The sequence below is a fragment of the Mesorhizobium sp. M1A.F.Ca.IN.022.06.1.1 genome (assembly GCF_003952605.1).
Lineage (GTDB): Bacteria > Pseudomonadota > Alphaproteobacteria > Rhizobiales > Rhizobiaceae > Mesorhizobium.
Map to the genome: position 1 here is coordinate 1,845,546 of NZ_CP034455.1, position 16,961 is coordinate 1,862,506.

General features: G+C 58.2%; 17 protein-coding genes. 10 read left to right on the forward strand and 7 right to left on the reverse strand.

Annotation, left to right across the window (positions count from 1 at the left end):
* Positions 1 to 8: 8 nt before the first annotated feature.
* The 6 genes from EJ078_RS08960 to EJ078_RS08985 form a co-directional block, all read right to left on the reverse strand.
* Positions 9 to 1,103, reverse strand: coding sequence for an adenosine kinase (locus tag EJ078_RS08960; RefSeq protein ID WP_245316490.1), 1,095 nt, complete (start codon positions 1,101 to 1,103; stop codon positions 9 to 11).
* Positions 1,104 to 1,122: 19 nt separating this feature from the next.
* Positions 1,123 to 2,298, reverse strand: a complete 1,176-nt coding sequence (gene metK / locus EJ078_RS08965) for a methionine adenosyltransferase (RefSeq protein ID WP_063169265.1) — start codon at positions 2,296 to 2,298, stop codon at positions 1,123 to 1,125.
* A 57-nt stretch (positions 2,299 to 2,355) separates the two neighbouring features.
* Positions 2,356 to 3,693, reverse strand: coding sequence for a serine hydroxymethyltransferase (gene glyA / locus EJ078_RS08970; protein WP_091595829.1), 1,338 nt, complete (start codon positions 3,691 to 3,693; stop codon positions 2,356 to 2,358).
* A 37-nt stretch (positions 3,694 to 3,730) separates the two neighbouring features.
* The gene (locus EJ078_RS30815; protein ID WP_091595831.1) at positions 3,731 to 4,075 is read right to left on the reverse strand and encodes a helix-turn-helix domain-containing protein; all 345 of its coding nucleotides are present in this window, start codon (positions 4,073 to 4,075) and stop codon (positions 3,731 to 3,733) included.
* Between the two features lie 1,056 nt (positions 4,076 to 5,131).
* Positions 5,132 to 6,943 (reverse strand): HrpF/NolX family T3SS translocon protein, encoded by a 1,812-nt coding sequence (locus EJ078_RS08980; protein ID WP_236370748.1) that lies wholly within the window; start codon positions 6,941 to 6,943, stop codon positions 5,132 to 5,134.
* Positions 6,944 to 7,370: 427 nt separating this feature from the next.
* Positions 7,371 to 8,069, reverse strand: coding sequence for a secretin N-terminal domain-containing protein (locus tag EJ078_RS08985; RefSeq protein ID WP_091595837.1), 699 nt, complete (start codon positions 8,067 to 8,069; stop codon positions 7,371 to 7,373).
* A 186-nt stretch (positions 8,070 to 8,255) separates the two neighbouring features.
* Here EJ078_RS08985 and EJ078_RS08990 point away from each other — a divergent pair, with 186 nt between their 5' ends.
* The gene (locus EJ078_RS08990) at positions 8,256 to 8,765 is read left to right on the forward strand and encodes a nodulation protein NolB (RefSeq protein ID WP_029354864.1); all 510 of its coding nucleotides are present in this window, start codon (positions 8,256 to 8,258) and stop codon (positions 8,763 to 8,765) included.
* Positions 8,766 to 8,801: 36 nt separating this feature from the next.
* A complete protein-coding gene (sctJ, locus tag EJ078_RS08995) occupies positions 8,802 to 9,638 on the forward strand; it encodes a type III secretion inner membrane ring lipoprotein SctJ (RefSeq protein ID WP_281033078.1) in 837 nt (278 codons plus the stop codon).
* A 244-nt stretch (positions 9,639 to 9,882) separates the two neighbouring features.
* On the opposite strand, the gene EJ078_RS30670 is transcribed toward sctJ, so the two are convergent.
* Positions 9,883 to 10,104 carry a hypothetical protein gene (locus EJ078_RS30670; RefSeq protein WP_029354860.1) on the reverse strand — a complete coding sequence of 74 codons (222 nt, stop codon included), beginning with the start codon at positions 10,102 to 10,104 and terminating at the stop codon, positions 9,883 to 9,885.
* Between the two features lie 170 nt (positions 10,105 to 10,274).
* Between EJ078_RS30670 and sctL the strand changes: the two genes are divergently transcribed.
* From sctL to EJ078_RS09040, 8 genes are all read left to right on the forward strand, one after another.
* Positions 10,275 to 10,898 (forward strand): type III secretion system stator protein SctL, encoded by a 624-nt coding sequence (gene sctL / locus EJ078_RS09005; RefSeq protein WP_091595841.1) that lies wholly within the window; start codon positions 10,275 to 10,277, stop codon positions 10,896 to 10,898.
* The gene (gene sctN / locus EJ078_RS09010; RefSeq protein WP_024505372.1) at positions 10,895 to 12,253 is read left to right on the forward strand and encodes a type III secretion system ATPase SctN; all 1,359 of its coding nucleotides are present in this window, start codon (positions 10,895 to 10,897) and stop codon (positions 12,251 to 12,253) included. The genes sctL and sctN overlap by 4 nt, the downstream gene beginning before the upstream one ends.
* Positions 12,229 to 12,741: a hypothetical protein gene (locus EJ078_RS09015; RefSeq protein WP_091595843.1), complete on the forward strand. Its 513-nt coding sequence runs from the start codon at positions 12,229 to 12,231 to the stop codon at positions 12,739 to 12,741. The genes sctN and EJ078_RS09015 overlap by 25 nt, the downstream gene beginning before the upstream one ends.
* An 89-nt stretch (positions 12,742 to 12,830) precedes the next feature.
* Positions 12,831 to 13,859, forward strand: coding sequence for a type III secretion system cytoplasmic ring protein SctQ (gene sctQ / locus EJ078_RS09020; RefSeq protein WP_187331393.1), 1,029 nt, complete (start codon positions 12,831 to 12,833; stop codon positions 13,857 to 13,859).
* On the forward strand, positions 13,852 to 14,517 hold the full coding sequence (gene sctR, locus EJ078_RS09025) for a type III secretion system export apparatus subunit SctR (protein WP_029354851.1): 666 nt from the start codon (positions 13,852 to 13,854) through the stop codon (positions 14,515 to 14,517). Before sctQ ends, sctR begins: the two co-directional genes overlap by 8 nt.
* A 29-nt stretch (positions 14,518 to 14,546) precedes the next feature.
* On the forward strand, positions 14,547 to 14,795 hold the full coding sequence (locus EJ078_RS09030; RefSeq protein ID WP_081714428.1) for an EscS/YscS/HrcS family type III secretion system export apparatus protein: 249 nt from the start codon (positions 14,547 to 14,549) through the stop codon (positions 14,793 to 14,795).
* A gap of 8 nt (positions 14,796 to 14,803) precedes the next feature.
* On the forward strand, positions 14,804 to 15,622 hold the full coding sequence (gene sctT / locus EJ078_RS09035) for a type III secretion system export apparatus subunit SctT (RefSeq protein WP_091595845.1): 819 nt from the start codon (positions 14,804 to 14,806) through the stop codon (positions 15,620 to 15,622).
* Entirely contained in the window at positions 15,619 to 16,656 is a 1,038-nt protein-coding gene (locus tag EJ078_RS09040; RefSeq protein WP_029354843.1) for an EscU/YscU/HrcU family type III secretion system export apparatus switch protein, read from the forward strand. The genes sctT and EJ078_RS09040 overlap by 4 nt, the downstream gene beginning before the upstream one ends.
* The last annotated feature ends 305 nt before the right edge of the window (positions 16,657 to 16,961 follow it).

Sequence of the window (16,961 nt, forward strand, 5' to 3'; positions counted from 1 at the left end):
GTAGGCCACTAACTCGTTTGAACGTCCGGAATGGTCAGCCCCGCCTGCTCGGCCTCGCGGCGCAAATTCTGACGGGGCCTGGGGCCGATCTGCTGGATCACCAATCCGGCTGCCAGTGAGCCAAGGTCGCCGCAGGTCTGCAAGTCACGGCCTTGCGTGTAGCCATGCAGGAAGCCGGCGGCATAGAGATCGCCGGCGCCCGTCGTGTCGATCAGCTCCTTGATGGCGGTCGCCTTGATCACCACGGTCTCGTCGCCGCGCACGATCACCGAGCCTTTTTCCGATCGGGTCACGGCGGCGATGCGGCAATCCTTGCGAATCTGCGCCAGCGCTTCGTCGAACGACGCCGTCTGGTAAAGCGATTTGATCTCGTGGCTGTTGGCAAAGACGATGTCGACGGTACCCGAACGCATCAGCTCGAGGAACTCGTCGCGGTAGCGGTCGACGCAGAACGAATCCGACAGGGTCATCGACACTTCGCGGCCTGCCGCGTGCGCCAGCATCGCCGTCTGGCGGATTGCTTCCTTGGCGCGCGGCGGATCCCACAGATAGCCTTCGAAATAGGTGACCTTGGCGCCAGAGGCCTTGTCCGCCTCGACATCCTCAGGCCCGAGCTCGACGCAGGCGCCGAGATAGGTGTTCATCGAGCGCTCGCCGTCGGGCGTGACGAAGATCATCGAGCGCGCCGTCGGCGGTTCACCCTTGAGCGGCGTGGTGTCGAAGGCGACGCCTTGCGCATGGATGTCGTGGGCGTAGATTTCGCCCAGCGCATCGTTGGAGACCTTGCCGAAGAAGGCGGCGCGGCCGCCAAAGCTGGCGACGCCGGCCGCCGTGTTGCCGGCGCTGCCGCCGGAGGCCTCGATCGCCGGACCCATGCGGCTGTAGAGCAGCTCGGCGCGCCTTGTGTCGATGAGGTTCATCGCTCCCTTGATGATGCCGTTGGTCTCGAGGAATGCCTCGTCGCACTGGGCGATGATGTCGACAATGGCATTACCGATGCAGAGCACGTCATAATCCGCATCAAAATCTCCGCCAAAAACCCGAGCCGGCTTCTTGCCATGCCGGCCGGGCGTGGTCTCGCGAGTTGAAATGGGTTGCCGCATGCGCTTGATCCAGCCGCCCTCACGCAGCTGCCGGTCCTGCTTCACGCAGCAAATCGTCAGCTTTGTCCGTCTTCTCCCAGGTGAACTCAGGCTCTTCACGCCCGAAGTGTCCGTATGTCGCCGTCTTGCGGTATATCGGGCGTAAGAGATCAAGCATCTTGATGATGCCTTTCGGTCGGAGATTGAAAACCTCGAGAACAAGGCGCTCGATCCTTTTTTCCTCGATCCTTGCGGTTCCGAAAGTATTGACCATGACAGAAACCGGACTGGCCACGCCGATCGCGTAGGCAAGCTGAACCTCGCAGACCTCCGCAAGGCCGCTGGCAACGATGTTCTTCGCGACATACCGGGCGGCATAGGCCGCCGAGCGGTCAACCTTGGATGGGTCCTTGCCCGAAAAGGCACCGCCGCCGTGACGCCCGGTCCCACCGTAGGAATCGACGATGATCTTCCGTCCTGTGAGGCCGCAGTCGCCGGCAGGCCCACCGACCACGAACCGCCCTGTTGGGTTGACCAGAAATCTGATCCCCGAAGTATCCAGGTGGGCCGGCAGGACCGGTTTTATGATCTCCTCAATGACGCCTTCGCGGACCGTGGCTTGTGAGACCGCTTCGTCATGCTGCGTCGACAGGACTATGGTATCCAGCGCCACCGGGCGGAGCCCTTCGTAGCGTACGGACACTTGAGATTTCACGTCCGGACGCAGCCAGCCAAGCTGTCCCGCTTTCCGGACCTCGGCCTGTCTTTTCGTCAAATGGTGAGCGAGTTGGATCGGCAGGGGCATCAATGTATCCGTCTCGTTGCATGCGAATCCAAACATGATGCCCTGATCCCCTGCCCCCTGCCCGAGATCCTGCCCTCGTCCTTCATCAACGCCCTGGCTTATGTCGGGCGACTGCTCGGTGAGGGCCAGAACGACGGCGCAACGTCGACCATCAAAGCCAATCGCATCATCGTCGTAGCCAATATCGAGTATCGTATCGCGGGCGACTTGGCTGTAATCGATGTGGGCATGGCTGGTGATCTCGCCAGCCACAACGACCATCCCCGTCTTCACCAACACTTCACAGGCGACGCGCGCCTTCGGATCGGTGCGCAGGACCGCATCGAGAATGGCATCGGAGATGTTGTCTGCCATCTTATCGGGGTGTCCCGCGCCGACGGATTCGGAAGAGAACACGAACTGCCTGGTCATAAAAATGCCCTCGCTTCAAGTGCTGGAGTTAGTGAGGAGTTTCTGGATTGGGGTGGCTTATCGGTCGGGGATGCCGGGAACATCGAACGCAGTGCAGAAGTCGGCAACGTCTCTTCGTACGCTCGCATGAACTTCCTGGTCATCGGGCTGGCGGCAGACCGAGTCGATGAAAGCGGCGATCTGCACCATCTCCGTTTCGCGCATGCCCATGGACGTCACCGCTGGCGTCCCTAAGCGGATGCCGCTTGTCAGCGCCGGATGCCGCCGGTCGCCCGGGACCATATTGAAATTCGCAATGATGCCTGCACGCGATAAGCGCTCCGCATAGGCTTTGCCTGACAGCGGCCGGTCCCGAAGATCAAGGATCAGCATGTGATTGTCAGTGCCCCCGGTGACGAGTTCATAACCTCGCTCCAGAAGCGCCTGGGCCAGAGCCTTGGCGTTGTGGACGATCTGCTGACCGTAGACACGAAAGGACGAGTTCGCTGCTTCCTGCAAAGCGACGGCAAGCGCGGCGATAGTATTCATATGCGGTCCGCCTTGCAGAAGAGGGAACACGGCGCGGTCTATACGTTTGGCCAGATTGTGTTTGCTCTTCGGATGATGGAGGGGCTGATAACGGTCTTCATTCCTTGATAAAATGAAGCCACCCCGGGGACCGCGGATCGACTTGTGAGAGGTGCTGGTGACCACATCGCAATGGGGCACGGGGTTCGGATGCACTCCTGCGACAACCAGGCCGCTGATGTGGGCGATGTCAGCCACCAGATACGAGTTCACCTCCGAAGCAATTTCGGCCATTGCCGCGTAGTCAAAAATACGCGGATAAGCAGTTCCGCCGACCCAAATTAGCTTCGGGCGTTCCCGCTTGGCGGTCTCGCGCAAGTGGTCATAGTCAATTTGCTGTGTCTTTTCGTGCAGCCTGTACGGGACGCGCTGATAATCGCTGCCGGAAAAATTGACGGACCAACCGTGAGTCAGATGGCCGCCTTCGGGTAAAGGCAAGCCCATCACTTTGTCACGGGGGCTCAAAAGCGCGCGATAGACAGCCTGGTTGGCTGGCGAGCCTGAATAAGGCTGGACGTTGGCGTGTTCACTGCCAAATAGCGCTTTCAGGCGCTCGATCGCGAGGGTCTCAAGCTCATCGACGATCTCGTTTCCGGCGTAGTAGCGCGCACCGGGGTATCCCTCGGCATACTTGTTGGTGAAAATCGACCCGGTCGCTTCCAACACCGCCGAGGAGGCAAAGTTCTCGGAGGCGATCAGTTTGAGAGTTGTCCGCTCCTGGCGCTCCTGTCTTAGAAGCAGTTCGCGAACGCGGGAGTCGACGGCGGCTAAGTGAGGCCGCCCGTAAGTGTCGGGCTGCGCGATGGCGCCGCCGGCGGAGTTATCCATGGTAGTCGCGCTCCATTTGGACTGATCTATTTCACGATCAAGCAGGCGGTCCCTTCAACCGCGCGTCTTGTATTGCTTCCAGGCGTTGTAGGTCTCTTTTATGATGACCATCATCGTGGGGCAGGAGATCGACCACCAATTGAGCCAGCCCGCCATCCTTGCCTCCTGCTTGCATATGGTACGAAGACTGCGGACGTTGTTCGTTGCAGCAAAGAAAGTTGGCTCTGACCAGCCGCCGGACGTGGCGTCGAACCTGCTCGCGAGGCAGACTGGTAATATCGGCCAGCTCGCCGACGGTTAGATCCGCATGCGCGCAAAGGCCCAGGATTCGAAGGCGATCAAGATGCGCTGCCGTCCTTACGCGATTTACCAGTGTCAACATTGGTTGGCATCAACCCGGACGGGATGCAGCAAGCCGCTAGCCCTTCTATCCCCATCAATCCGCATGAGATCTCTTCTCGTCATTTGCTGTAAATCCGCTGGTATGGATGCTAATGGAAGATGGATCACAGTCCTTTCTACGACTAAGACGCCAGATATTGGGGCTAATGTACCACCTGACAGGAGACTACGCTCACGAACATTATGTGAATTTTTTTTAACGTTGCTGAGAATCAAGGGTGAGGTTTGGCGAATGTCTCGCCGTCGACTGTCGAATCCTGCCCGACGGGATTATGGGGTGCGTAGCCTGCTTGTCCTTTCCACATGACCAGCGACGATGGGGCGAAGGCGGCAGACATAGCTCTGGAGCATGCTGCGGTGTCTTTGGCCTGAAGCCGAGGAAGGCGGACCGTGGCTTCCGCGCCGCTGCCGGGAGCCCCCGAACAGGCCAAGTGGATCAGCCGGGTGTTGCCGTCATAGAGCGTGAGACCCAAAGCTGGCCAGCCGCGCCCTGAGGCTGACGCACCGCTCAGCGTCCACCTTGCTCTCGAAGCCCATCGGCATAGCGCCGATAACGACTTGACCGCGTGCGTGTCGACGAGCGATCGGTGAGCGCAAGGATCGAGGGTGCAGTGCAGGATAATGCTGTTTTAAATCAGCGCTGTTTTCAGCCGACTGCCTTGAGCGTGGGCACAAGGATATAGGCCGCAGGAGATCATCGTCTGGCTGTTCGGGAGGCCGCCCTGGGCGCGCGACAGCCGTTCCTTCGGCTGCGCCAGCTCCGCCACCATCCGCGCCGTGCCTTCCGGAGACCATTCCCGCTGCCGGCCGGCGCCCGTGAAAACCTCGACCCGGCGCACCGGCTCGAGATGGCTGGGCTCAGCGTAACTCTGAAGTCGTCATATACCGAAGCCTTCACAGACTTCGGACATCTCCCTCACAGTCCGATCAAGATGGCGTCAGGAACACCGCTTGCGTTGATGCGGATGAACCCCTGCTTGTGCCACAATGACCCTTATCTCAGCGCGCGAGCCAAAGCTTCCGCGCAAGGCGACGGCTAGGATAAGGCAATGCCGACGAAGGGCACATTGCTTGCCACACTCTGGAATGATGGCATGCTCGGAAGGCCTAGGTTTTGCTCAGGGCCGCCTGCAAGGCGCGCTTGGAGGTTATTCACATAGCCTTCTGCGTAGTCCTGCGCCGTCGAGACCGAAAGATCAATGCCTGCCGCCAAGGCCTCTTCCATCAGGTGCTTTACGAGCCCATTTCGAATGGCCAGCTTGACCTCGGGGCCTGCGATAAGGCCGATCGCCTGCGCGGCCATATTGAGGCCAGCTTCCTCCAGCGCTCGCTTCATATCGCCTCCGTTAATGGCCGTACGCAGGAGATTGGCTGCTTGCGACTCAGCCTCGAGAACCATCGAGGCAAGATCGGCTACTTGTCCGAGGCCCGGAATGAAGCTGAGCAGTCCCACCGCCGTTGCCGCCAAGTCGAGCACTTTCGTCTCGATTTTGAGCACGGAGTCGACGACGTGCATGACGGCCCCGCCGTTCTTTTTGGCTGACTTAATGTCAGGCTGGTCCATCAGGCCCATCTTCATGTCCGCGACGGCATTCTGCTCTTCTGCGGTTTGGGCGCCGTGGGTGATTGGCTGCTGAACGTTGCGGTTCGCAGACGACATGTTTGTGCAAAAATGGGCAAAGTCTTTTTTGCTGATATTGCCGGAATCAACCGTATGCCCGCCGCCAAAGTCGAAGAATTTATGATGGGTCTTATAGCCCGTGATCGAATTGTTCAGGAGGCCAAACAAAAGAGGATCTGAAAGGAGCTGAGAGGCTGCTTCCCGCACTTTCGGATCAAGGCTCTTGTCGTCTTTCATTTTCGCCAGTTTGTCGCGAGTCAGAACACCGCTTCCAAAGAACGTGTCCTGATGGTCCTTGATCATCTCGACCGTATTCAGCTCAGTTTGCGTGAGGCTCATCGACGATGAGGCGACTTGCAGGAAATCCTCTTTGTGCATCTTCCCTTTCGAGCCACCGCACAACTGGTTCCAAGCATCGGGGTGATCGAGGAAATATTGCGCCGCCGCAATGACCTGGGGCGGAAATTTGCCGTTTTTCGATTCGCCGCCGACCATTTTCTTGAACTCATCCAGACTCAGGTCCTTGGACAGATTTTCGGAGTACCGGTAAAACTCCCGCAAGGCATCGCTCAAGGTCATGACCGAAGGCTGCAAACCTCCGCTGCCGTCGGATGGTATGTAGTTCTGCTCGTAGCTTTGCGCTTGGGCTTCCTGAAATGCAGCAACTTGTGGGTGGTGGTTTGAAAATCCGGCCAAGTCCTTGGCGTTGATCTTGCCTCCACAGCGGCCGTCGCCCTGCGAGCCAATCGCATAAAAAAGTCCCGAATCCTGCTGCAGTCCCTTGATCGCCGCTTTCAGATCCGGTGGCGTAGAGGGATCATTGGCTTTCTCGGTCAACGACTTCCAACTAAGCGGGCATTGGTCCTTGTGACGGTTGAGTACCGCAACAATCTGCAACTCAGCCGTGGTCAGCGACCCACCGTTCCACGTGATTCCGGGGCTCGGCCTGGGAGCCGGCTCGATCTTCGGGGTGACGCGGAGCAGATGTTGGGCTTCAGTCGCCTTGGAGCGTTGCGATTGGTCCTCCTTGAGAGCCGCCCTCATATGTGGCGGCAGCAGATCCAGTGGGTGTTGCTCCAAGCCCTTCAATGTCGATTCGACATCCGGTGCCAGATGGCCCAAAGGGTCCTGCCGCAATTTATCCATTGTCGAATCAAGATTCGACGTTGGCAGATCCCCTTGCGCGAAAGAGCCGGGCTTGTTTGCCAGCACACAAGTGGACAGCATCGCTTCGAAGCACGATGCACTTTGCTGATGCTGGGTCGCAAAATGGGAAACTTTCAGGCCCGGCCAACCCCTTGCGGACTGTAGCGAATTTGAGCGGTAGAAAGTTGAAAGATTGCTGGCCGACATTGTGCATCCTCAGACGTGACGTTGAAATCCCCACAAGAGACCCCGACAGAAGATCCCTTGCGTTTCACAAAATTCGACAATTCCAAGCGTCGGCAGGTCACGAATGCGCCTGCCCTGCCTTCAATTGCTGTGTTCCGGGCCGGCTCCAAGGTTCGGTCCAACACAATGGCCGGAGTCACCGCGAGAGCTGCCGGGACTCATCATGAGCGGATTAGCTTTCGAGAAACTGACGAGTTTGCGAAGAGTTCACAAAGGGGTAGCCGCAGTCATGTTCTTCAGAGCTGCGGCAAATCCTCAATGTTCATTTCTTGCCCAGCTCAGGCTTCCCGCCAACGCTATCCTGTTGTGGGATGTCAGAAGAATAAGAAGCATCCGGTCGTCCGTCGCGAACGACCGTAGTGGAGGAGCCGCGAAACAAGATCAGCACTGATTCCTTTGGCGTGGCCGCTATGTGAGTCTGCGCCTGCGCCTCCGCCACCAAGCCGTTAAAGGTCTGCTCCACGAGTGCGACGAAGCGCGGTGGACCGGAAACGAAGACGAGGCCATTGCCTGGCACGGGTTTGACCACATAGCGCTCGTCGGAGATATCAAGCTTGTCGAGAGCCCCCTTGAACGCATCGAAGCGAATCGACGTCATCAAAAGCATTCGAGTTTGCGATTCTTGTGCAGCAGACACATAGAGCACAAGGCCGTCATAGTACCATTGGAGACCGTAAAGGTTCGTCAAGCGGTCGAGGAACGCGCGCGGTGGCAAATCAGGCATACGTCCGCGAATTCGCCCCTTCACCGCAGGACTGATGTTGACCCTGATATTCAGGTTGTTGCCGAATTCCTGCAACGCTGCAGCGAGTTCCTGATCCAGAACCGTGTATCTATAGGGTGTCGCCGGAAGGGACAGCGGGACTGCGTGCGCCGGGTGAATCCCGGTGGACAGAAAAAACCCGGCACAGAGAAGTCTCAAAACATGCAGGGTGACGGGTTGGATAAGCGTTCTCGGCATGTCGCACTGATAAACCAAACGCTGAAATCATCACAAGTGACTAAATTGCCGAAGAGATTTTAGATGTCGAAATGACGCCGCCGTTAGTCAGCTTGTTGTCAGCTTGCCCCCCTAGGAGTGTTGCGCCGACACCGGGTGATGAATGGGCGGGGCCCGCCCGGTCAGAGAGAGCAACCGAGTCCTTACATGATGATGCCTGTCACGTCGATCTCTGCCACTCTAACGGCTGGCCTCCCCAGGGTCGGATCACCGTCGATTGTCGAGCAGGCCCAGTTTGAGCGCGCCTTAGGGCATGCAGCCGACTCGCTGAAAAACAATGCCGCCGCGGAGCCAGCGAGTGCGGCGCCAGTTGCTGCGGCGATGGATGTTCAGCGCGCGGCTGCGCCGACGAGCGGCATGGGCGATCGCGTGTTGCAGACGATTTCCTCCCTATATCCACACAACACTGTTTCCTTCCCCGCGCTCGACCATGACATAGCCCTTTCGAAGGGCGCTCTACCGGGACCGGCGCAGAAGCTTCCCGTCGCAGGTGAGGCGGGAACCGGAATCTCGGGCATTCCTCAACAAGGGCAAGACTTCGAAACGATGATGGCTGGTCTTCGGGATGTTTACAACGGCGTCACCCAGGTGGCGCTTATCTCCAAAGGCGTCAGCGGCGTCACATCATCCGTGAATAAACTTTTGAAGGAAGGCTGAACCGCGCGCATGATTGGCTTGGCCGAGGGCGAAATCATGCGTGGCCTGTCAGGGTGGCGGTCGGTTAGACTTGTCATGCTGCTAGTTCTCGTCGCCCTCAGTGCTTGCAAAACCGACCTCTACACGCAATTGCAAGAGCGTGAGGCAAATGAAATGCTCGCACTTCTTGAAGACAACGGGGTCGCCGCGATCCGGGTGGTCGCCAAGGATGGGACCAGCACGATCCAGGTTGACGAAAAGCTGCTCGCCTTCTCAATCAACCTTCTGAACGCCAAGGGGTTGCCGCGCCAATCCTTCAAGAACCTCGGTGAGATATTCCAAGGATCAGGCCTGATTGCCTCGCCGACCGAGGAGCGTGCCCGTTACGTGTATGCCCTGAGCGAAGAGTTGTCGCGGACGATCAGCGATATCGATGGCGTTTTTTCTGTACGTGTTCACGTCGTGCTGCCGCATAACGACCTTGTGCGAGCCGGCGCCACGCCATCCTCGGCCGCGGTGTTTATCAGGCACGACGCCAAAACAAATGTCGCGGCTCTGCTGCCAAAGATAAAGATGCTGGTAGCCGACAGCATCGAAGGCTTGTCCTACGATAAGGTGGAAGTGGTTTTGGTGCCGGTAGAACGGTCCGCACACGAGCAACGGCCCGATCCGACTGCTGTTTTGCCACAAGCATCAACACCTCTTCCTGCGCCAATTCTGGCGACCGTGACAGGTTTTGCCGCAGCCGTATTCGCAGTGGCCTGTTATCTCTTGGTCAGCGTTGCTACGCGTCGGCGCAAGCAATCAACCGGCGTTTCCAAGGTCGAGGGGCGCCGGGATGCTTCTGCTGTCGAGGCCATTCGCAAAAGAATGCCTGCAATTGGACGTGGGTGACATCTCATTGCCAATGCCTATACAGACCGCCCGACCTGATGGTCCGCACCAATTGCGTTTTCCGGGCGCGAGCGAGCTTGCGGCTTCGGCCCATCCGACCCGTCTAGCGGCGCGTCTTGATCCAGCGTTATCGGCAGAAACGTTAGTGAAGTTGCAGAAGTGTTCCAGACTGCATCCAAGGCTGGCAGAATTGCTGGGCAACTATGACGTGGATCTGAACCACATCGGCTGCAGGCCGGACCTTCTACGCGGGCACGATCCATATCGAGCTGCCCTTCTTGCTGGTAGTATCTGGCATGCCCGTTCGCTGGTCGCGTTTGTCTCTCAGCCTGAGCTTGCCATCCTTGTTAAACGCATCGGCGTGGATGCACACGCATTCGGAATCCGACACCTGCTGCATGCCGTTGAGAACAGACTGATCGCGGACCCAGAAAAACTCGCTCAGCAAATCGAATACGATGGACATGCATGTCTTGGGGCTTGGCTCCAGGACAGTTCAGCGACCGAGCGTAACCGCGTGCTTCTTCGGTTGCCCGAGGGGACTGCCGCGGAGACTCCAGCACCTGAGCATTGGACCGCCGCCGGCCAATTGCTTTCACTTGTACTAGCTCATTTTGAGACAGAGACCCCGGTGAAATGACAGCCGAACTTTCCGAGGGGCCAATAGCGCCGCAGATGCGTCCAATCGGACCACTGATACCCGCGAGCGAGCTCGAAACCTGGCACAGCGCCGCGCAAGCGCTTGCCGCGGCAGAACGGCATCGGCAGCGCGTTCGAAACTGGGCACGCGCCGTTTACCAGCGGGCGTGGGTGCGCGGCCACATGGAGGGCTCGAATGCAGGCACCGAGGAGATGGCAGGGCTGATTGCGGAGACAATCTCCGAAATCGCGCGACGAAAGGCGGCTCTGGAGCAGGAATTGCCGCAGCTCGTGATGGAAATATTGAGCGATCTTATCGGCGCTTTCGATCCGGGCGAGCTACTGGTGAGGGCTGTTCGTCACGCCATAGAGTGTCAATACAGCGGCGCCGAAGTTTGCCTTCATGTTTCTCCCATGCAAGTCGACATGCTTGCACGAGAGTTTGCTCGATGCGACGGCCAGGATGGTCGACCAAGGGTGCGGATCGAGCCCGACCCGACGTTGTCGCCGCAACGGTGCGTGCTGTGGAGCGAGTACGGCAATGTCGACCTGGGACTTGACGCCCAGATGCGCGCGCTGCGCCTTGGTTTCGGGACGCTATGTGAAAAAGGCGAGCTATGAGAAAGCCCGTCCCAGAACATAACGCTGACGCCGACACTCGAGCTCTCGTTCCAGCAATCTCGTCTTTGAGGGCTGCGGCCAAGCGAATTGACACGCGTGCGGTGCGCGGTCGGATCACGCGGGCTATCGGCACACTGGTTCATGCCGTCTTGCCAGATACTCGTATTGGGGAACTTTGCCTCCTAGAGGACCCGCGAACCGGGCTGTCGCTCGAGGCCGAGGTGATCGGCCTGTCGGGTGATGGTGTATTGCTGACACCGATCGGGGACTTGGTGGGCCTATCCAGCCGCGCAGAGGTCGTGGCCACTGGCCGAATGCGTGAGGTGCCCGTCGGCGGCGATTTGCTCGGTCGCGTGATCGACAGTCGTTGCCGCCCATTGGACGGCAAAGGCGAAATCAAGACCGTCGAAACTCGGCCCCTGCATGGCAGAGCCCCCAATCCGATGACGAGGCGCATGATTGAGCGGCCATTCCCGCTTGGGGTCCGTGTCCTCGATGGTCTGCTGACGTGCGGCGAGGGCCAGCGGATCGGGATTTATGGCGAGCCAGGTGGTGGCAAGTCGACGCTGTTGTCACAGATCGTAAAGGGTGCCGCCGCTGACGTCGTCATAGTGGCGCTCATAGGCGAACGTGGACGGGAAGTTCGTGAATTCATCGAAAGGAATCTTGGTGAAGAGGGCCTTCTCCGTACGGTCGTCGTGGTTGAAACCTCCGACCGCTCGGCGGTGGAGCGTGCGCAATGCGCTCCAATGGCGACTGCGCTCGCGGAATATTTTCGCGATCAGGGCCTACGCGTTGCTCTCATGCTGGATTCGCTGACGCGCTTCTGCCGCGCTATGCGCGAAATAGGCCTTGCTGCGGGTGAGCCGCCGACGCGACGGGGCTTTCCTCCTTCCGTTTTTGGCATGCTGCCAGGCCTGCTCGAGCGCGCCGGCATGGGTGAGCGGGGCTCAATCACGGCCTTCTATACGGTGCTTGTAGAGGGTGATGGCACGGGTGATCCAATCGCCGAGGAATCGCGTGGTATTCTCGATGGCCATGTCATCCTCTCACGCGCTATTGCGGCGCGATCGCATTTCCCCGCTATTGATGTGCTGCAGAGTCGCAGCCGCGTCATGGATGCAGTCGTTTCGGGGACACATCGCAAGGCAGCATCCATTTTCCGCGAGCTCCTATCGCGCTATGCCGAGACCGAGTTCTTGATCAATGTTGGCGAATACAAGCCAGGTGGAGATCCCCTGACTGACCGGGCCGTCGCGTCAATCGACGAACTGAGGGAGTTTCTGCGCCAGAGCGAAGATGACGCGTCAGATTTCGAGGAGACGGTCGCATGGATGTCGCGTCTGACCGCGTGAACTGGGTTCAGTCTTCGAGGTTACGGCTTCTGAAGGAAATGCAAGAGCGTCGTGCCCTTGGCGAGCTGTCCAAGAAGGAAGCCCAGCGCGATGTGGCCGCCTCAGCCGTACAAAATGCCGCTAGGGAGCTTGCAATGATACAGCAACATTGTTCAAGAACAGAAGCAGCGCTCTATCAGCATCTGATGTCACTCGACAACTTGTCTAGCGCAGCGCTCGACCGTCACCGCCTTCACACTGAACAGCTTGCCGCTGAGATCACTTCCAGACGGCAGATGCTTGATGATGCCCAAATCGCTCAAGAGGAGGCTGAGATGGCGGCGTCCAGGACGAGGGAGCTATGGGTCATATGTTCGGCGGCAAGGGACAAATGGCAACAAATCGAGGACGACGTGCGGCGCGCCGTCGAGACTCATTCGGAGGCCGCAGCCGAGATCGAGGCCGACGACGAGATACTGCTGAAATATGCGAGGGGGTCGCTTGCCTAAATGCCGCGCAACCGGATCCGACAGTCGCAAGAGGTCGTCCGAATGACACGACCGTGCAGTCTTTGATAGCCGCTGCGGTCACACCCGCCATGTTCGAACCAGTTCTGAAACTGTCCCGCACGGTTGTCTCGTGGCTCAATGATACAGCAGCGCCCCGCACGCCGTTTCAAAGCCGGATCAACGAGGTGCCGCTATCGGTGCGAACGGCAGGGCTTGTCTGGCAGCAGGAACCTGCTGCCATTCCGATGCTTGACTGCGTCTGGAGAGTGGGAGCCGAAACGGTCATCTTGTCGCTGTCGCGCCCGCTCGTAGAGGAGTTCATCACGACAGTGCAGAACGGCTTGGCCTTCCCTTCCGAGCCAACTGCTTCGCTTATTCTCGAACTCGCTCTTGAGCCGCTTGTCACTCGACTGGAGGAGACGACGCGTCTGAACGTGCAACTCGTGCGCGTATGCGAAGCCACGATGCTGGCTCCTCATCTTGAACTCGACATCATTTTCGGCGCGGTCAAGGGCAAGGGCCGTCTATTCCTGTTCACGCCTCTTGACGGCTTAGTACCGCCTGCGTTTCGCGCGCTAGGCGAACTGCTTGCCCAGTTGCCGCGGCAGCTGGGCGGGCTGCCTCCAGAGCTCCCGCTCATTGTTGCAGGAGAGGTCGGCACGCTTCGCCTTCCTGCGGCGCTTCTTCGAAGCGCATGTGTCGGTGATGCATTGTTGCCCGATATTGCGCCGTTCGGCCGCGGCCAGATCACCCTAGCTGTCGGCCAGTTGTGCGCCGGGGCGGATCTTGACGGCGATGAATTAATCTTGCGGGGGCCTTTCCGCCCGCGACCGTGTCCTTTGGAGAATGCGCATATGACACAACCCGGATCGCAACTGGAGCTTACTAAGGATCTCGACGATGTCGAGATCGTGCTTGTCTTTGAATGCGGCCGCTGGCCTATTTCTCTTGGGGAATTAAGAAGTGCCGGCGAAGGGCATATTTTTGAACTTGGATGGCCGATCGACGGCCCGGTCGACATAGTGGCCAATGGTCAGCGTATCGGGCGTGGCGACATTGTCCGCATCGGAGAAGAGCTGGGCATCAGGCTCCGTGGCGGGTTTGCATGCAATGAGTGAAGCTCAGCCGACAATCCTGGCGCTTCTTGCGGTTACCGCCGGACTCGGTCTGCTGGTTTTAGCAGTTGCCACGACAACGGCCTTTGTAAAGGTATCAATTGTTCTTTTCCTCGTCCGCAATGCGCTCGGGACCCAGACCATACCACCCAATGTGGTGCTGTACGCCGCGGCGATGATCCTCACTATGTTCGTTAGTGCGCCCGTTGCTGAGCAGACCTATGACCGCATGTCGGATCCCAAGCTCCACTATCAGACATTCGACGACTGGGTAAGCGCCGCTAAAGCCGGAAGTGAGCCCTTGCGCGAGCATCTCAAGAAATTCACAAATGAAGAGCAGCGGCGATTTTTCCTATCTTCGACAGAAAAGGTCTGGCCAGAGGAAATGCACGCTGCAGCCACGCCTGATGACTTTGCAATACTTGTACCGTCTTTCTTGCTATCAGAATTGAAGCGCGGATTTGAGATAGGATTTCTACTTTATCTGCCTTTTATTGTTATAGATCTGATAGTGACAACTATCTTGATGGCAATGGGTATGTCGATGGTCTCACCAACTGTTATATCTGTCCCGTTCAAGATCTTTTTGTTTGTTGCCATTGATGGTTGGTCAAAATTGATGCATGGGCTTGTGCTGAGTTATACGTTACCGGGAGGCTGATCATCACTGAATCCAGCATCATTACTCTTATGAGCCAATCACTGGTGGTTTTCATGATCTGGATTCTACCGCCGCTCATTGCATCAGTGGTTGTCGGCCTCGTCATCGGCATCCTCCAGGCGGCGACGCAGATCCAGGATGAAAGCTTGCCGCTCACCGTGAAGCTTCTGGTCGTTGTCGCGGTGATTGGGCTGTTTGCTCCTGTGCTAAGCGCCCCGCTCATAGAGCTAGCCGATCAGATCTTCACCGAGTTTCCCGCAATGACACTTAGCTACTAGTCCGCCCCATGGACGCGCCATCGGCCGATATTCAAATTCTGATCCAGACGGCTCTCGAACTCGTCGTTGCGGCAGGTCTTGGGGCAGCCCGCGCGATGGGCATCATGCTGATCTTTCCCGTATTCACACGCTCGCAGATCAGTGGGCTGATCCGGGGCTGTTTGGCTGTTGGCTTCGCACTACCATGCCTGGCACACGTCAGCGGCGGATTGCCGGCGCTGGATTCTGATACACGCCTGATCCAGCTAACCCTGCTCGGATTCAAGGAAGTTTTTGTCGGTGTACTCCTTGGCACTTTTCTTGGCATTCCGCTTTGGGGCCTTCAGGCTGCCGGGGAGCTTATCGACAACCAACGCGGCATCAGCAGCCCGACCGCTTCGGCCGATCCCGCGACGAACAGTCAGGCTTCCGCGATGGGCGTTTTTCTGGGGATCACTGCGATTGCCATATTCGTCGGATCAGGAGGCCTGGAAACTTTGATCAGTGTCCTGTACCGCAGCTACTTGATCTGGCCGGTGTATCAGTTTCACCCGACACTGAGCGGGCCAGGAGCAATGGAGTTGTTGGGGCTTCTCGACCGCATAATGCGCACGGCATTATTGGTATCGGGGCCTGTCGTGTTCTTCCTGATACTGATTGATATATCGATGATGCTGCTGCGTCGCTTTGCCCCGCAATTTAAGGCGAGCCAACTGTCTCCGGCAATCAAGAACATTGTCTTTCCAGTTCTCATGGTCACCTACGCTGCCTATCTGGTGGAGAGCATGAAACTGGAGGTCACACAAGCCAACGGCGCGCTGGAGTGGTTCGACAAATTGCTGCCATGAGCGACACAAGTGAAGAGAAGACACACGCCGCCAGCCCGAAGAAGTTAAGTGAAGCGCGCAAAAAAGGACAGCTGCCACGTAGCTCCGATTTCGTCCGCGCGGTCGGGACTTGCGCTGGGCTCGGCTACCTTTGGCTAAGAGGCAGCGTGATCGAGGACAAATGCCGGGAAGCGCTCCTATTAGCCACCAAGTTGCAGAGCCTACCTTTCGATACCGCGGTGCCGCAGGCATTGGTTGTGCTCGTCCAACTCACCGTCGCGGCTGTTGGCCCGCTGCTTGGAACCCTCGTCGCCGCGGTGATTTTGGCCAGCCTGCTAGCCAATGGTGGATTTGTCTTCTCTCTGGAGCCGATGAAGCTCAGCTTTAAGAAAATTGACCCCTTTGAAGGGCTGAAGCGCTTGGGGTCTGCTCGTTCCATGGTCGAAGTCTGCAAGACCATGTTCAAGGTATTGGTTCTCAGCGCAACCTTTTCCATTGTCCTTCTCGGGATGTGGAAGACAATGGTCCCTCTGCCGATCTGCGGCATGGGCTGTGTTGGCCTCATCTTTATGGAGACAAAATTGCTGATGGGAATTGGCGCCGGCGCACTGCTGGTCGGCGGACTGATCGATCTCCTGCTCCAGCGCGCGTTGTATCTGCGCGAAATGCGCATGACCAATACCGAAGTGACGCGCGAGTCGAAGGATCAGCAAGGAGCGCCAGAGTTGAAAGGTGAACAGCGTCGCATCCGCGAGGAGGCGGCCGACGAGCCTGCGCTTGGCGTGCATCGCGCCACGCTGGTCTTAACAGGAAGGGCGGTCCTGATCGGTCTGCGTTACGTTCGCGGTGAAACCGGGGTGCCGTTCTTAGTTTGCCGTGCCGAAGGTGAGCGCGTTTCACATGTGTTGAGTGAGGCGCGGGCACTACGCCTGACGATCGTCCATGACCATGTCTTAGCGCGTCAGCTGATAAGCACTACAAAACTCGGCCACGCGGTTCCTATGCAATATTTCCAGCCTGTCGCGAAAGCATTCTTTGCCGCAGGCTTGGCCTAGTCATTGGAAGTCCACGACTGCCCAGTTCAAAACTGACCTGGTTCCATGCTAGTGGCAAATGTCGGCTGGCCATCCGTGCCCCAGTGTCTCTGTCAGGCCAACCGCGCAACCGCGGGCCTGGGGCAATCACTCCCCTCGGATCTGCCACCCAGCAACTACGGCAAGTCCTCCGGGCATGACCTTTCAGCCTCTGCTGGCCGGTGCGTGGCGCAGTCCGAGGTTTTGAGGCCGGCAGTGCGGATTTGATTGGTGCAGCCGTTGGAATGCCCTCGTCAGCTAGTCGTCAACTAAGCGCCCTATGTTGA

What these genes read in the sequence shown, in the direction of transcription:
- EJ078_RS08960 (WP_245316490.1), bottom strand. Translation starts at nt 1,103, where the DNA reads ATGCGGCAACCCATTTCAACTCGCGAGACCACGCCCGGCCGGCATGGC.
- metK (WP_063169265.1), bottom strand. Translation starts at nt 2,298, where the DNA reads ATGACCAGGCAGTTCGTGTTCTCTTCCGAATCCGTCGGCGCGGGACAC.
- glyA (WP_091595829.1), bottom strand. Translation starts at nt 3,693, where the DNA reads ATGGATAACTCCGCCGGCGGCGCCATCGCGCAGCCCGACACTTACGGG.
- EJ078_RS30815 (WP_091595831.1), bottom strand. Translation starts at nt 4,075, where the DNA reads ATGTTGACACTGGTAAATCGCGTAAGGACGGCAGCGCATCTTGATCGC.
- EJ078_RS08980 (WP_236370748.1), bottom strand. Translation starts at nt 6,943, where the DNA reads ATGCTGTCCACTTGTGTGCTGGCAAACAAGCCCGGCTCTTTCGCGCAA.
- EJ078_RS08985 (WP_091595837.1), bottom strand. Translation starts at nt 8,069, where the DNA reads ATGCCGAGAACGCTTATCCAACCCGTCACCCTGCATGTTTTGAGACTT.
- EJ078_RS08990 (WP_029354864.1), top strand. Translation starts at nt 8,256, where the DNA reads ATGATGATGCCTGTCACGTCGATCTCTGCCACTCTAACGGCTGGCCTC.
- sctJ (WP_281033078.1), top strand. Translation starts at nt 8,802, where the DNA reads ATGCGTGGCCTGTCAGGGTGGCGGTCGGTTAGACTTGTCATGCTGCTA.
- EJ078_RS30670 (WP_029354860.1), bottom strand. Translation starts at nt 10,104, where the DNA reads ATGTCCATCGTATTCGATTTGCTGAGCGAGTTTTTCTGGGTCCGCGAT.
- sctL (WP_091595841.1), top strand. Translation starts at nt 10,275, where the DNA reads ATGACAGCCGAACTTTCCGAGGGGCCAATAGCGCCGCAGATGCGTCCA.
- sctN (WP_024505372.1), top strand. Translation starts at nt 10,895, where the DNA reads ATGAGAAAGCCCGTCCCAGAACATAACGCTGACGCCGACACTCGAGCT.
- EJ078_RS09015 (WP_091595843.1), top strand. Translation starts at nt 12,229, where the DNA reads ATGGATGTCGCGTCTGACCGCGTGAACTGGGTTCAGTCTTCGAGGTTA.
- sctQ (WP_187331393.1), top strand. Translation starts at nt 12,831, where the DNA reads ATGTTCGAACCAGTTCTGAAACTGTCCCGCACGGTTGTCTCGTGGCTC.
- sctR (WP_029354851.1), top strand. Translation starts at nt 13,852, where the DNA reads ATGAGTGAAGCTCAGCCGACAATCCTGGCGCTTCTTGCGGTTACCGCC.
- EJ078_RS09030 (WP_081714428.1), top strand. Translation starts at nt 14,547, where the DNA reads ATGAGCCAATCACTGGTGGTTTTCATGATCTGGATTCTACCGCCGCTC.
- sctT (WP_091595845.1), top strand. Translation starts at nt 14,804, where the DNA reads ATGGACGCGCCATCGGCCGATATTCAAATTCTGATCCAGACGGCTCTC.
- EJ078_RS09040 (WP_029354843.1), top strand. Translation starts at nt 15,619, where the DNA reads ATGAGCGACACAAGTGAAGAGAAGACACACGCCGCCAGCCCGAAGAAG.